Origin of the sequence: Nocardia sp. NPDC056100 (assembly GCF_042266325.1) — a bacterium.
Lineage (GTDB): Bacteria > Actinomycetota > Actinomycetes > Mycobacteriales > Mycobacteriaceae > Nocardia.
Map to the genome: position 1 here is coordinate 962,365 of NZ_JBHJVY010000001.1, position 15,806 is coordinate 978,170.

Sequence of the window (15,806 nt, forward strand, 5' to 3'; positions counted from 1 at the left end):
GATCGCCGTGCCCGGTGAGATCGACCACCTGCCAAGGCAATTCGACACCTTCGCATACCACCGCGGTGCTCATGCCGCTCTCGGTGGTGGTGAACGCGGTCCGCAGCACCCGGTGCCGCTCCATGAGATCCTGGGCGGCCTCGCGCAGGCGATCCTGGTCCAGACCGCCGGTCATGCGCAGAATCAGTTGCGCGACATAGGTATCCGACGAATTGTCGGCTCCGGACAGCTGCGTATGGAACAGCAGTCCGTCCTGCAATGCGGTCACCGGCCACACATCGGTCAGGGATGGGTAGGCGTGTTCGAGCGCGGTCACATCGGTCTGGGTCAGTTCGACAAGAGCGAAGTCAGACGGGGAATGTCCACCCGCGCTGGGTGTTTCGGCATGATCGGCGATCGCGGTCAGCGCTTGTGACCAGAGCTCGACCAGTTCCTCCACCTCGGCGCGATCGAGCAGTGTGCGAGGGAACCGCACACTGGCCCGCAACCGATCCTCTATGACGATCGCGCTGATATCCAGGGCCACCGTCACCGGCAATTCGGGATTGAGCTCCGCGTCCGGGTCGCCCATCTCGACACCGACCTCGGTGCCCGATACCCGGCCCAGATAGTTGAAACCGATTCGGCCCGGCATGCTGTCCGGCAGCTGGGCCGCGGTCTCGGCATTGCGATAGCGCAGCAGACCGTAGCCGATGCCCTTGTCCGGGAGCGAGTTCAGCGTCTCCTTGACCGCTCGTACGGCACTCGCCACCGGCGTGCGACCGGCGAGCACTCCCTCGCCATCGATACCGGACAGATCGAAGCGGACCGGGAACATACTGGTGAACCAGCCCACCGTGCGCGAGAGGTCCGCACCCGCGACCAACTGTTCCTCGCGGCCGTGTCCCTCCAGTCGTACCAGCACCGAGGATGCCTCGATACCGCGCCGAGCGCGCCACATACGCACCGCCACAGCGAGTCCGGCAAGCAGTCCGTCTTCGGCGCGGCCGTGGAAGGCCGCAGGAACCCGGACCAGCAGTGATCGCGTCACCGACTCCGGCAGGCATACGCCGATCTGTTCCAGCGTTGCGGCGGTGTCGATTTCCGAGTCCAGCTCACGCCCGCCCCACAACGGATCGGCAGCGCCGACCATCCGCTGCCACAGCGCCAACTCGGCCACGCGTGCGGGTTCGACGGCCGCCGCGGTGAGTTCCCGCGACCAACGGCGCACGGAGGTGCCGACCGGGGCAAGTACGGGTGTGTCCACGCCGTTTTCGGCCTGCTCGAGTGCCGACAGCAGGTCCGGCGCGAGCACGCGCCAGGACACGCCGTCGACCGCCAGGTGGTGCGCCACCACGGCCAACCTGCCCGGAATATCGGCACCGGCGTCGAGCCAGACGAACCGCACCATTGCCCCGGCGGACGGACTCAGTTCGCGCACAGCGGATTTCCACGCTGTCGCGCCCGCCGCATCGATATCGGCATCGACCTCGAGCCGATGCCGTCGCAGCACCTCGGCCGCCGCAACGCTGCCGGGCCGTGCCACGTCCAGCGACCACGCGCCGCCGTCCTCCCGACGCAGCCGGGATCGCAACATATCGTGCCGATCCAGCAGCACCTGTATCGCCGCGATCAGCGCCGTCTCGGTCACCCCGGACGGGAGTCGCAGTACCACGTGCTGGTCGAAACGCTCGAAACCCCTGCCCCACTCCACCATCCACTGCGCCACCGGCAATAGCGGCACCATTCCGACGCCGCCATCGGCCGGTTCATGCGCCGCCTCGCTCGCATCCGGATCGGTGAGCCGGGCGATCACGGCCAGTTGCGCGGCGGTCCGCCGGTCGAAGACATCGCGTGGACCGAATACCACGCCCAGCGCACGGGCCTTGGCCACCACTTGAATCGAGACGATCGAATCGCCGCCGAGCGCGAAGAAATCATCGTCCACGCCCACCCGGTCGAGACCCAGCACCTCTGCGAACACTCCCGCCACCAGCTCCTCGATGCGTGAGGAGGGCGCGCGGAACTCCCGCACCGTGAACACCGGTTCCGGCAGGGCGCGCCGGTCGACCTTGCCGCTGCCGGTCAACGGCAATTCCGCGAGCACGGTCACCACCTCCGGCACCATGTACCCGGGCAGGCGCTCACCCAGTACCTCGCGAACCCGCGCCGGATCGATATCACAACCGTTGGCGGGCACCACATATCCCGCCAACCGGACACCGCTGCCATCCTCCGGATCGTGCACGACGACGACGGCCTGGGCGATCTCCGGCAGGCCGGTCAGCGCGGCTTCGACCTCGCCCAGCTCCAGTCGCTGCCCGCGTACCTTGACCTGGAGGTCGGCACGGCCGATGAACTCCAGCACTCCTGTGCCCGAATCGGATTCGCGCGCACTCGACCAGCGCACCAGATCTCCGGACCGATACATCCGGCCGCCCACCGCGAACGGGTCCGCCACGAAGCTCGCCGCCGTCAGCGCCGTCCGGTCCCGATAGCCCCGTGCCACACCGGAACCCGAGATGTACAGCTCACCGATCACACCCGCCGGAACCGGCCGCAGCCAGGCGTCCAGCACCACCGTGCCCATTCCGGCGATGGGCGAACCCAAGGTGACGGGCCGTTCCGGCACGAGTTCCGCACCGGTCACCCAGATCGTCGCCTCGGCCGGACCGTACAGGTTGTGCACCTGTCGCAGCCCCGCGGCATCGGTACCGGACCAGCGTGAAACCACCTGCGGGCCACACTGATCGCCGCCGGTCGCCAGCACCCGCAGCCGATCGAGTCCGGCCGGGTCGAGTGACAAAGCCACGGCGGGTGTCAGGAAGGCGTGGGTGATATCGAGGTCGCGCAGCAACTCCCACAGCGGCTGTCCGCCATAGACATCCGGCGGGGCCAGCACCAGCGCGCCCGCACCGGATACGGCCAGCAGCACTTCCAGAATCGCGGCGTCGAAGGTCCGCGCGGCGACACCCAGCACCCGGGAGTCCGCGTCGACGGCACAGCGCCGCATGTGATCGGCCACCAGTGCGGCCAATCCGGCATGGGTGACCTCGACGCCCTTGGGGCGACCGGTGGTGCCCGAGGTGTAGATAACATAGGCGGTGGTGCTCATGCGCGGCGTCGCAAGCCGATCCGCATCGGTCACCGCACCGCTCGAACATCCGTCGAGCTCGGCCCGCACGATCGGATCGTCGAGCACCAGCCATGAAGTGTCCGCACCGGGCATCGAATCACGCTGCGCGACAACGGTAATCCCGATGCGCGCCCGAGAGTCGGCGCACACGTACTGATTCCGATCCAGGGGATGTGCGGGATCCACCGATACGAAGGCCGCGCCGGTCTTGGCGACGGCCCAGACCGCCAGCACCCATTCGAGGGATCGCGGCACTCCGATCGCCACCACCGATTCCGGGCCCGCGCCCCGGGCGATCAGTGACCGCGCCAGTCGATTCGACCGCTCATCGAGATCTCGATAGGTGATCTGGCACTGCGCGTCCCATACCGCCACACCCGCCGGATTCGCGGCGACCGCCACGGCCAGCAGACCCGGCAGCATCACCGAATCGATACCGGCGGAACGATTCCCGAGCCCCCATTCGGGAACCAGCACGCGCCGCTCGACCGCCGAGAGGGTGTCGATATCGCGCACCAGGACGGCCGGATCGCCGGTGACCGCGCGCAGTACCCGTTGCAGTCGATCGACGAGCGCGATAATCGTGCCCGCATCGAAAAGATCGGTGGCATAGCCGAGTTCGACCGCGAGGGTGCCGTCCCGATCGGCGGCGTCGGTCATGGTGAAGGTCAGGTCGAAGCGTTCGACACCGGTGTCGGCCCCCGTGGCGGTCACCGCCAGCTCCGGCAGCGCCAATTCCACCTGATCCAGATTGTGGAAGGCCAGCATGACCTGGAACAGCGGATGCTGCGCCTGACTGCGCGGTGGGTCGAGCGCCTCCACCACCTGTTCGAACGGGATGTCGGCGTGCGCGAACGCGTCCAGATCCACACCGCGCACCCGGGCCAGGAATTCGGTGAAGGAGATCGATTCGTCCACCCGGGTGCGCAGCACCACGGTATTGACGAACATGCCGATCAGATCGTCCAATTCGGCCGCGCCGCGTCCCGATACCGGTGAGCCGATCGCGATATCCGCACTGCCCGAGAGCCGGGACAGCACCACCGCCAGCGCGGCGTGGAACACCATGAAGACGGTCACCCCGCGCGTCCGCACCAGGGTGCGCAGCGCGGCGGTCACCTCCGCGTCGACGATGAAATGATGCTTCGCCCCACGATGTGAGGCAATCGCGGGGCGTGGCCGATCGGACGGGAGTTCGAGTACCTCGGGCAGGTCCAGCAGTTGTGTCGTCCAGTACCCGAGCTGCCGGGACAGCACCGAATCGGCATCGTCCGGCGATCCCAGTGAATCACGCTGCCACAGTGCGTAATCCGCGTATTGCACCGGCAACGGCGACCATTCCGGTTGCCGCCCGGCGCAATGCGCCGCATAGGCGACTCCCAGATCGCGGGCGAGCGGGGCCATGGAGAAACCGTCGGCATTGATGTGATGCATGACCAGCAGCAGTACGAACTCCCGCGGCCCCGTCGCCAGCAACCGCGCCCGCAGTGGAACCCGCTGTGCGACATCGAATCCCGACGCCACGACGGTATCGATCGCGGCCGCGATCTCATCGGCGCGCACCGGCAGCGGGGTGAGATCAAGATCGGCCAGCGCGGCCACTTCCGCCGTCGGCACCACCACCTGGTACGGCACACCGTCCACATCCGGATACCTGGTCCGCAGCACCTCGTGCCGATCCAGCAGAGCCCAGACCGCCGCCGCCAGCGCATCGGTGTCCACCGCCCCGCGCAGGCGCACCACGGCGGGAATGCTGTACGCCACCGATTCCGGTGCGAATCGGTTCACGAACCACATGCGCTGCTGTGCGTAGGACAGCGGCACCCGCTCGGGACGCTCGCACCGCCGCAATCCCGCTCCCCCGGGCCGGTGCCACGCCTCGGGTACCCGGGCGGTCAGCAGTTCGGCCAGCGTGCCGACGGCCGAGGCGTCGAAGACATCGCGCACCGCCACCGCGACTCCGACGCCCTCGGACAGGCGGGCCGACAACCTGGTGGCGGACAACGAATTACCGCCGAGCGCGAAGAAATCGTCGTCGAGGCCGATCTGCTCGATCCCGAGCACCTCGGCGAATACCTCCGCCACGATCTGCTGCACCGGCGTCGCCGGAGCCCGATAGCACGCGCGTGCCACCACCGGCTCCGGCAGCGCCGCCCTGTCCACCTTGCCGTTCACCGTCAACGGCAGCGCGTCCAGCACCATGACGACATCGGGCACCAGATATGCGGGCAGCCGCTCGCTCAGGCGCTCCCGCATGAGCGAGCCGAGCGGTCCAGGGGCGCTCCACTTCTCGTCCCGGGCCAGCAGATCCGCCGACTTTCCGTCCGGGCCGACGGCCGAGCCCAGCTGGACCGTGCCGCGCGCCGCGTAGACGATGTGCAGATCGGTGCCGATCACATTCGGGGACACCTGCGCCTGCACGCGGAAACCGTGCTCGCACAGCATCTTCTCCACCGCGGCGAGGCGGTCCTGGACATCGTGGACCTCGATGACCATGCGGTCGATGAGTGGCCAGTGCTGCGGTTCGATACCGCGCAGCGCGTCGAGTTCACTGCCCTCCACATCGATTTTGAGCAGGTCGATGCGCGGGATGCCGTATTCGCCGATGATGTGCGACAGCGTCCGGATGGGCACCTCGACGCGCTCGAAATCGAGGCGGTCCGCGATCAGTTGATCGACGAGGCCGTCCCCCAGATCCTGGCTTTCGGACTGGAATTCATTGTGTATGAACGATTCCAGGATCTGATGCTGTACCCGGCTGTCGGTGCCGCGCCCGGACAGCACCGACATCTCCGGATAGTAGGTGAAGGTATCGGTCGCGGCTTCCGCGCCGATCGCGTACGGGATCAGGGTCGAACCGAGATCGTGCAGCGCCGAATTGGCCGCGTACATGCGCCGCAGTTCGGGCATCGGCTCGACCGCGAAGATCTGCACCGCGGGCGAGGTGCGCTTGGCGTAGAGCGAGAACATGCCGACGTGCGCGCCGATATCGACGATATAGCCGGTGGCCGGAATGCTCATACCGGTGCGGCAGTACTCCTGCTGTTCGAAGATCTCCTGATACAGGAATTCGATATTCGAGCGATTGCGGCCCACCATCGGCATACCGTTCGGCAGCTCGTGCAGCCATTCCGCCGGTATCGTCCGATCGCGTTGCAGCTCCAGGCATTTGGCCGCCACCGGCGCGAAACGCGGATCCGGGACCAGATACGCCACCAGCTGGGTGTCCGGTGCGGCATCGGGCGTGGCCGCCGGGGCGAGATAGGTGGTGACGACCGCCTGTGCCACGGCCGCCTCGGCGGCCAGGGTCGCCTCGATCTCGCCGAGTTCGATGCGGAAGCCGCGGATCTTGACCTGCTCGTCGACGCGACCCAGGTATTCCAGGACGCCCGCCGCGGTCCAGCGGACGATATCGCCGCTGCGATAGAGCCGTCCGCCGGTCGGGTCGAAGGGATCGGCGACGAACCGCGCGGCCGTGAGCCCGGGCCGAGCGTGATAGCCGCGGCCGACCTGATGTCCGGCCACGTACAACTCCCCCGCGACGCCGGGCGGCACCGGGCGCAGCAGCGAATCCAGCACGTACACGCGCAGATTCGCCAGCGGCGTCCCGATCGGGCTCACCCCGCGCTCGCCGCGCAACTGCTCCGGGGTCAGCGGCTGTTTCGTCACGTGCACGGTGGTCTCGGTGATGCCGTACATATTCACCAGCGCCGGCGGATTCGGGCCGGAGAGCGGACGCCAATGCCGTAAACGGCTGGGGTCCAGCGCTTCACCGCCGAAGACGACCATGCGCAGTGCCGAGTCATCGGTGTCGGCCAGCCGCTGGGCTTCGATCAAAGCGTAGAAGGCCGAAGGGGTTTGGTTGAGAACGGTCACGCCCTGATCGACGACCAACCGCCAGAGTTCGGCGGGTGCGTACGCCACCTCCCGGGGCACCACGACCACCCGGCCGCCGTGCAGTAGCGCGCCCCAGATCTCCCACACCGAGAAGTCGAAAGCCTGTGAGTGGCACCAGGTCCACACATCATCGGGGCCGAATTCGCACCACGGCTCGGTGCCCGCGAAGAGCGCCACCGCGTTGGCGTGGGTGACGGCCACGCCCTTGGGATTTCCGGTGGTGCCGGAGGTGTAGATGACGTAGGCGATATTGTCCGGGCGCGGTGCGAGCGGGGAGACGACGGTCTCCTGCTCGGGCAGTTGATCGATGCGCAGCCGGGGCACGGCGGCGGTGCCGACCACCCCGGCCGTGCCGTCGTCGACGATGACGAGCGCGGGTCGCGCGTCGGTGAGGATATAGCCGAGGCGTTCCGGCGGCGAGGCCGGATCGAGGGGCAGATAGGCCGCACCGGTGCGCAGGATGGCGAGCATGGCGGTGATCAGTTCGATGCCCTTCGGAAGGGCCACCGCGACAATGCCTTCCGGGCCCGCACCGAATCCAGCGAGAGCCGCCGTCAACCGTTGCGCCCGAGCGTCCAACTCTCGGTAGGTGATTCGGCGATCACCGTCCACGATCGCGATGCCGTCGGGCGTGGCCTCGGCTTGACGGCCGAACATTTCCACCAGGGTGGCGGCCGTAACGATCGGCGCGTCGGTGTCATTCCACGCGCACAGCAACAGGTTTCGCTCATCCGGTGCGAGCACCTCGATATCGCGCACGAGCGCGGCCGGATCGGTATCGGCCACCCGCAGGAATTCGTGGAAGAAGTTCAGGAACCTGGTGTGATGTCCGGCGAGGTCCTCGGGTGTGTACAGCGCGTGGTTGGCGACGAAGTCCACGCAGGTGCCCCCGGGGCCGGTCGCCGAGTAGACGCTCACCGACAGATCCGAGACCAGGCCCGGGGTCAGCACCTGCCAGTGTCCGGTGATGGGGCCGAGGGTGATCTCGGTATCGAACAGCATCAGATCCACGTACGGTCCGAAGACCTGGGTCTGCGGTGTCAGCCGCCCGATATCGCGGAACATGTCCTCCTGGCGGTAGCGCTGCCGGCGCAATGCGTCGATGAGTTGCCGCTGGGTGGCGTTCAGCACATCCCGCACGGTGTCGCGCGCACCGGTCGTCACCCGGAAGGGCACGGTATTGGCCAGCATGCCGCCCGAACGCAGCGCGGCCGTGGTGACGCGGGCCGACACCGGCAGGCTCAGCACGATATCGGCACTGTCGGTCATCCGGCCGAGGAAGATTCCGAAGGCCGCCAGAATGAGCGCGGCGGGATTGGTCGCGGTCGACTTGACGACCGTGTCGAGCAGATCGCGGGTGCCCGCGGGCAGTACGCCCTGGACCGAGATCGGATGTGCGTCGGCCTGTGCGCTCCGGCCCGCGAGGCTGACGGGTGCGGGCAGACCCCGCAGCTGTTCCCGCCAGAACTCGCGGTCGGTCTCGAAACGCGTTGAGCCCCGGTACTCTTCGTCGGCCGCCACCAGCTCGGCCAGTCCGCGAGCCCGCATCCGGGCGGGCTCGCGGCCCTCGACCGCGGCGGTGTACAGCTCACCAACGCGGGTCAGCAGGGTCATCGCCGCGAGTCCGTCCATGGCGATGTGATGCGCGCGCACGTACCAGAACCAGCGGTCGTCCTCGACGCGCAATACGGCGGTGGCGATGAGCCGATCCCGTTGCAGATCAACGGGACTGCCGTATTCCGCGCGCATCCACTCCCGGGCGGCGGCGATCGGGTCCGCCTCCGCCCGCATATCGAGCAATCGGATCGGCTCGTCCAGCCGCCGATCCACCACCTGTGATATCTCGCCGCCCGCCTCGATGATGCGCAGGTGTGCGGCTTCGCATTCGCCCGCCGCACGCCAGAACGAGGCCATCAGCAATTCGATATCGAGCGCACCGCACAGATCGATATTCAGAGCATTGGTAATGGGTGTCGAACCGGTCAACTGTTGCGCGTACCAGATTCCCTGCTGAGCGGCAGAGAGCGGAAAAGGACGTGAACGGTCGCCGGACATTATGCTCCTGTGTCTCGAAAGCCTTTGCGATATGCGAAATTCGGCAGATCTGCTATTCGGTCGAGAGAGAATTCTTCAGTGCGGCAAGCGATTCCAGGCCGGATAGCACATCGGTATCCGGAATGCCGAAGTCGATCAGGCAGGCGATCTCATCGACGCCGATCTCACGCAGGCGCGCAACCATCGGCAGGGTGGATTCCGGTGTGCCGAACAGGCCGTTATTGCGGTAGTACCGCTCGAACGCGAAATCCAATACCTTGGCCCGCGTCCGCTCGTCCAGGCTGTCCAATGCGTCCGAGCCACGCCGCCACAGATCGACGGAATCCTCGAGATAGCGCTTGAACGGAGCCGCGACGGTCTTGCGCACCTGTGCCTCGTCCGGCCCGACGAAGGTGTGCAACATGACGGTGACGGTGCCCGCTTCGATACCGTGCCCGTTGTGCGTCCGCGCCTTTCGATACGCGGCCAGCTTGTCCGCCAGTTCGTCGACTTCCTGGAACAGCAGTGCGGTCAGGATGTTCACCCCGAGCGCACCGGCCATTTCGAAGCGTTCGATACCGCCGCTACAGGTGAGCCAGACCGGTAGCTCGGACTGCACGGGCGTCGGAAAGATCCGCACCGCGCGGTCTTCGCCGACGCCATTGGGCAGGGTGACCGATTCACCGCACCACAGGCGGCGCACGGTATCCATGCCCGCCCGGGTGACCTCGACCCGATCCCGGTAGTTATGCCCGGCGAGGACGAAATCGTCCACATTCCAGCCGGTGGCGAAGGCCAGATCGACGCGGCCGCCGGACAGGTTGTCCACCACCGACCAATCCTCGGCCACCCGCACCGGATTGTGCAGCGGCAGCACCACACTGCCCGCGCGAATGCGGACCTGCTCGGTGCTGGCGGCGAGCGCCGCGCCGAGCACCGCCGGATTCGGATACAGCCCACCGAAGGAGTGGAAATGCCGCTCCGGAATCCACACGGCCTCGAAGTCGTGCGTATCGGCGAAACGGGCGCTGTCCAGCAACAATTGATAGCGCCGTCTGCCACTCTGCTGAGCGTCACTGGAGAAGAACAGCAGACTGAATTTCGGACTATCCACGGGCGGCACCGCTGTGCTGCGCCTCCACGCGCCGCGCCACGTCCGCCATGGTCAGTCCGTCGAAAATATCCTCGGCGGTGATTTCCGTCCGGTAGCGATCCTCCAGAATCGTCATCAATTCCGCCGCGTGTACCGAATCCAGACCCAGCGCGGTCAGCGGCGCATCGGGATCCACCGAATCCCTGCCGAGCTTCGCCGCTGCCCATCCCACGAAATAATCGAGCACGGCCGTGGGGGTTGCCGATTCACTCATAACGCACTCTCCTGGAAAGTCGTCGAACCTGAGTAATGCTCACGCAAACGTTGGCGCTGTACCTTTCCGCTGGTCGTCTTGGGCACTTCGCCCTTGCCGACGAAAACAACCCGGTGCACGCTGACCGCGTGCACCCGGCTGACGATCTCCCGAATCGAACCCGCCAGCGCCTCGGCGTTGTCCGGCTCGAGTAGATCAGCCAGCTCCTGCACCACCATCACCCGGTCCTCATCACCGATCTCGGCCGTGAAGACCGCACAGCCACCCGGCCGCAGGGCCGGATGAGTGGTGACGATGGTGCGCTCGATATCCTGCGGAAAGATATTGCGGCCGTGCACGATCATCAGTTCCTTGATCCGGCCGGATACGTAAAGCTCTCCGGCGCAGACGAATCCGAGATCGCCGGTGCGCAGGAACTCCGGACCGCCGTCATCGGCGATCCGGGCATGGAAGACGCGTTCGGTCTCGACCGGCTTATGCCAGTATCCGGCGGCGACACTGGGACCGCGCAACCAGATCTCACCGATGGCGCCCTCGGCACAGCGCAGCCGGGTGTCCGGATCGACGATGGCGATCGAATCCGGTTCGGCCGCACCCAGACTCGGCAGTTCCCGGCCCTCGGCATCCTCGACGGCTGTGCCGCGCTCCAGTTCGGCCACCGCGAAGCGGCGCGAGCGCGCACCGGCACCGACCGCGCCGCCGCTGACGAACAGCGTGGATTCGGCCAGACCGTACATCGGGGCGAAGCTCTCCGGGCGAAAACCGCTGACCTCGAACAGTTCCGCGAAGCGGCGCAGGATATTCGGATCGATCGGCTCCGCGCCGACGAAGGCGATCCGCCAGGCGCTCAGGTCCAATTGCGCGGCGTCGGCCGGGGATACCCGTTTCAGGCACAGGCCGTAGGCCAGATTCGGCCCGCCCGCGGTGACATTCGAACTGCTCGATATCGCCCGCAACCAGGTGAGCGGATCGCGCAGGAAGGTCATGGGCGACATGAGCGTGCTCGGGAATCCGCCGTACATGGGCAGCAGCAGACCCTGAATCAGCCCCATATCATGAAATGGGGGCAGCCAGGAGACGATCGAGGTGTCCTGTGCCAGTTGATATCTGGAGGCGAGCAGCCCCAGATTGTCCATCAGGTTCCGGTGCAGCACCGCCACACCCTTGGGCGCACCGGTCGAACCGGAGGTGTACTGCAGGAAGGCGATGTCATCCGGTGCGGGGGGCGCTTGCAGGCCCGCCGCGATATCGAATCCCGGTCCGGCCGAATCACTGTCGATGATCGTGATGCCCGCGCCGAGCTGCTCGCTGGTGACCGGGATGACCGAGAGCGGCACGATGGCCGCCACCGCGCCGCTGTCCCGAATGATCTCCGCCAGCGTCGAGAACTGCTGCGCCGAGGTCGGTAGGTGCACGGCCACGGCGATGCGGCCGGTCGCTAGGCAGGCGAAGAACGCGCAGGCGAAATCCTTTCCGGGCGGGCACAGTAGCACCACTCGGTCGCCGGGTGCGGTCACTTCGCGCACCAGCCTGGACAATCCGGACACCCGGTCCCAGAGCTGGCCGTAATCAACGCTTTCCGAGTCAGCGCGATGCCCCGCGAAGGTATACGCGAGTCGGCGCGGAGTCTCGAGGACTCGCGCCGACAGCACGTCTACCAGAGTGCGGTGGTCTTGCGCTGATTTTCGGACATCCACAGAGAAGCCTCCGGATCCTCGGCTGCCTCGCCGCCCCCTACGGTGGTATCCGGCGAAGCAGCTGCCAAAGAACAGTCCAGCTCGACATCCTTGCAGAGATCAGCGATCCACCCGGGAAGCAATCTCCTTCCGCGTGTGTCGTGCATCGATTTTCACTTCGATGTGCTCAGGTTCCGATAGGTGAGGGCGACGGCGAAGGTCAGCGCCGCAATACCCGCCGCCGCGGCAAACGCCGTGGTCATACCGCTGACCAGGGCATGCTGTGCGGTACCGCCCGCACCGCGCGAGGCGGTGCCGAAGACGGTCACCAGGATCGCCAGACCCAGCGACGCGCCCGTCTGCTGCAATGTCTGCAACGCGCCGCCCGCGGCACCGGCCTCATGCGGTTCGACGTTCGACATGATGATCACGTTCAGCGGTGAAACCGCCAGTCCGATACCGCATCCCATCAGCAGCATGGCCGCGAACAGTACCGGGAAGTAACCACTGTGCTCGGTGAGCTGGGTGAGCAGCAGCAGGCCGGTGACCATCGACGCGGTGCCGATCATGGTCAGCGGCTTCGGGCCGAAGCGCGGTAGCAGGCGCGGAATCATGCGAATCATGGTGAACATCAGCAGGGCGGTCGGCAGGAAGGCGAAACCCGTTGCCAGCGCACTCAATCCGAGCACGTCCTGGAGGAACTGGGTGAGGAAGAAGAACATCGACATACCCGCCATGGGCGCGAGGAACATGCTCGCGTAGGCGGCGGCGCGATTGCGATCGGCGAACAGCCGCAGCGGCAACAGCGGTTGCGCGGTGCGGGATTCGATCACCAGGAAGGCGGCGATGAGAATGACGCCCGTCGCCAGCGAGATGTCGGTCTCCGGCTTACCCCAGCCGTGCGCGGCGGCATTGATGAAGCCGTACACCAGCGCGGCCACACCGCCGGTCGCGGTGATCGCACCGGGCAGATCCAGATGTGCCGGTTGCCGTTGCGCGCGGGGCAGATAGCGCAGTGCGAGCACCACGACCGCCAGCCCGAACGGCACATTGATGAACAGCACCGAGCGCCAGCTCAGCCATTCGGTGAGCAGACCGCCCACGATCAGGCCGATCGCGAAACCCGCGCTGGACATGCCGGAGAACAAGGCCAGCACCCGAATTCGGGCCTTGGGATCGGAGAAGGTGGTGGTCAGGAGTGCGAGGGTGCTGGGTCCAGCCATGGCCGCGCCGATCCCCTGCACCACTCGCGCGATGAGCAGCCAGGTGGCCGAGGGCGCGAAGCCGCCCGCGAGCGAGGCCAGGGTGAACAGGGCCGCCCCGGCGATGAAGAGGTTGCGGCGACCGAAGAGGTCACCGGCTCGGCCGCCGAGCAGCAGCAATCCGCCGAAGACCAGGGTGTACGCGTTCATCACCCAGGACAGGCCGGTCGGGCTGAAATGCAGATCCGCCTGAATGCGCGGCAGCGCCACATTCATCACGGTGATATCCAGGACGATCATCAATTGGCAGGTCAGGAGGGTGGCCAGCACGATGCCGGAGCGGATCCGGCGGGGTTCGGTCGCGGGAGCTCTAGTACCCGCGACAGCGGCATTCGAAGAAAGGGTGGTCGACAAGGATCGCTCCATCGAAAGGAAGATATGACTCGGAATCAAACGGAGGCATCCTCCGTTTCCGATAGAGCTATCATATGGAGGAGCCCTCCACTTGCGCAAGTGTATCCGGAGGGTCCATCCGTTTTCTAGTGGAGGGTTCGTGGGAGCACCGCCGACGGAGAAGCCGATGCGCGCCGACGCACGCCGCAATTACGAGCGCATTCTGACGGTCGCCCGGGAGGCTTTCGCCGAACTCGGACCCGAGGTGGCGCTGGAGGAGATCGCGCGGCGCACCGGCGTCGGCATCGGGACGCTGTACCGGCACTTCCCCAATCGCGAAGCGCTCATCGAGGCCGTCTACCGGTCCAATATCGAGCAGTTGAGCGGGCGCGCCTATGAACTACTCGAAGAGCATTCGGGCGCGACGGCTTTCGAGTACTGGCTGCGCGAACAGGTGCAGTGGGTGATGGCCAATCGCAGTCTGGCGACCACGCTCAAGGCCGGAATGGACCACAATTCACCGACTTTCACACTGTGCCGGTCCGCGATCAATGACGCGGCGAACGCGCTGCTCGAGGCCGCTCAGCAGGCGGGCGCGGTGCGCGCGGATATCGAACCGCGCGATCTGGTCCGGCTCGGGCACGGAATCGGCATTGCCTGCGAGACCACGCCCGATGCGGCCGAGCGGCTCATCGCGGTAACCGTCGACGGATTGCGGGCCGCGCCCGGTGCGGGCGCGGCCGAGTAGCCGATCAGTTCGGCAGCGGCGGCAGTTCCAGGTTCTCGCGGAAAGTCGTTCCGGTGTAACCGGTTCCGACGATGCCGCGACGGCGGAGTTCGGGCAGCAGGCCGTTCAGCAGGAAGTCACGGGTGCGCGGATCGGCCAGACCGCCGAGCGAGATGACATCGAGTACGCCCGCGTCATAGCGCTCGGCGATGACGTCGGCGAGCTGTTCGGGGGTGCCCGCGGCGGCCCAGTGGCCGGTGTCCTTGGCGGCGATGATCAACTCGCGCAAGGTCTTTCCCGAGCGCGCGAAGTTATTGAAGATCTCCACCCGGCCGCGACGACGGTGCACCGAGCGCGCATCGGGCAGCAGGTCTTCGGGGATGGGCTTGTCCAGGGGCAGTTCGGACAGGTCGACACCGCCGCCGAGCATATCGGCGAGCGCGAGCCGTCCCGAGTCGAAATCGGTGGCCTCATCGCGCTCGCGCACCAGTCGCCGCACCTCGTCCTCGGAAGCGCCGTAGGTGGCGTGGAAGGAGCTCATGATCAGCGGCAGTCCATCGGCCCGGCCCAATTCCGTAGCGCGCGAACGGATCTTCTTGGTGTAGGTGACGGCGTCCTCGAGGGTGGGCAGGGAAGTGAAGACGACCTCGGCGAACCGTGCGCCCAGTTCGACGCCCGCCTCGGACTGCCCGGCCTGGAATTGCACCGGACGTCGTTGCGGCAGCGGTGGAATGTTCAACGGCCCGCGCACGGTGAAGAATTCGCCCGTGTGGTCGATCGGCTCGACCAGATCCGCGTTCAGCACCACGCCGCCGTGTCCGTCCGGGGTGAGCGCGCCCGGCCGCCAGCTGTCGAACAGCGCGTTGACGATTTCCAGGGACTCACCCGCGCGGCGGTATCGATCCTCAGGACTCGGGAGGTCGCCCGAGCTGTAGTTCTCCTCGCCCAGTGACGAGGTGACCGCGTTCCAGGCCGCGCGGCCATTGCTGACGTGATCGAGGGTGCCGAACAGGCGCGCAAGGTTATAGGGATGGTGGAAGGTGGTCGTCACCGTGGCGATCAACCCCACATGCTCGGTGACCGCGCTCAACGCGGCGAGGAAGATCAACGGCTCCTGCGCACCGATCGCCCCCTGCGCCCCGAAACTCAGCAGATCCGCCGCGAACAGCGCGTCGAACCCATGGGCCTCCGCCAGTTTCGCGATCTCGATCGACGACTCCAGCGTCGATCGCCCCGGATCCAGTGCGGCGGCATACACATCCACCGAACCGCTAACTCCCGTAACCGTTTTCAACAGCCGCCGCGAATCACCCATTCCCTCGACGCTAGAACCCGGGTCGCCTCCCGGCGAGGGTTACCCTCGCCGTGAACCGAACCCGCCCGCGAGTGCGGGGC

The 15,806-nt window shown here is 66.7% G+C and carries 7 protein-coding genes (1 of these 7 running past the window's edge); 1 reads left to right on the top strand and 6 read right to left on the bottom strand.

The window, feature by feature from the left end; genetic code table 11:
• From ACFC0O_RS04435 to ACFC0O_RS04455, 5 genes are all read right to left on the bottom strand, one after another.
• Positions 1–9,139 carry the start of a non-ribosomal peptide synthase/polyketide synthase gene (locus ACFC0O_RS04435; protein WP_375955938.1) on the bottom strand. Its footprint begins 19,316 nt before the window's first position, so the window shows 9,139 of its 28,455 coding nt (coding positions 1–9,139); the start codon lies at positions 9,137–9,139; its stop codon lies beyond the left edge, outside the window.
• Positions 9,120–10,160: a MupA/Atu3671 family FMN-dependent luciferase-like monooxygenase gene (locus tag ACFC0O_RS04440; protein ID WP_375953761.1), complete on the bottom strand. Its 1,041-nt coding sequence runs from the start codon at positions 10,158–10,160 to the stop codon at positions 9,120–9,122. The genes ACFC0O_RS04435 and ACFC0O_RS04440 overlap by 20 nt, the downstream gene beginning before the upstream one ends.
• Positions 10,153–10,413 carry an acyl carrier protein gene (locus ACFC0O_RS04445; protein ID WP_364632088.1) on the bottom strand — a complete coding sequence of 87 codons (261 nt, stop codon included), beginning with the start codon at positions 10,411–10,413 and terminating at the stop codon, positions 10,153–10,155. Before ACFC0O_RS04445 ends, ACFC0O_RS04440 begins: the two co-directional genes overlap by 8 nt.
• The gene (locus tag ACFC0O_RS04450; RefSeq protein WP_375953763.1) at positions 10,410–12,065 is read right to left on the bottom strand and encodes a fatty acyl-AMP ligase; all 1,656 of its coding nucleotides are present in this window, start codon (positions 12,063–12,065) and stop codon (positions 10,410–10,412) included. Before ACFC0O_RS04450 ends, ACFC0O_RS04445 begins: the two co-directional genes overlap by 4 nt.
• A gap of 197 nt (positions 12,066–12,262) precedes the next feature.
• Positions 12,263–13,717, bottom strand: a complete 1,455-nt coding sequence (locus ACFC0O_RS04455; RefSeq protein WP_375953765.1) for an MFS transporter — start codon at positions 13,715–13,717, stop codon at positions 12,263–12,265.
• 154 nt (positions 13,718–13,871) lie between these two features.
• On the opposite strand from ACFC0O_RS04455, the gene ACFC0O_RS04460 reads away from it, so the two are divergent.
• Positions 13,872–14,432, top strand: a complete 561-nt coding sequence (locus ACFC0O_RS04460) for a TetR/AcrR family transcriptional regulator (RefSeq protein ID WP_375953767.1) — start codon at positions 13,872–13,874, stop codon at positions 14,430–14,432.
• A gap of 4 nt (positions 14,433–14,436) precedes the next feature.
• Here ACFC0O_RS04460 and ACFC0O_RS04465 read toward each other — a convergent pair whose 3' ends face one another.
• Positions 14,437–15,726, bottom strand: coding sequence for an NtaA/DmoA family FMN-dependent monooxygenase (locus tag ACFC0O_RS04465; protein ID WP_375953769.1), 1,290 nt, complete (start codon positions 15,724–15,726; stop codon positions 14,437–14,439).
• Positions 15,727–15,806 lie beyond the last annotated feature (80 nt).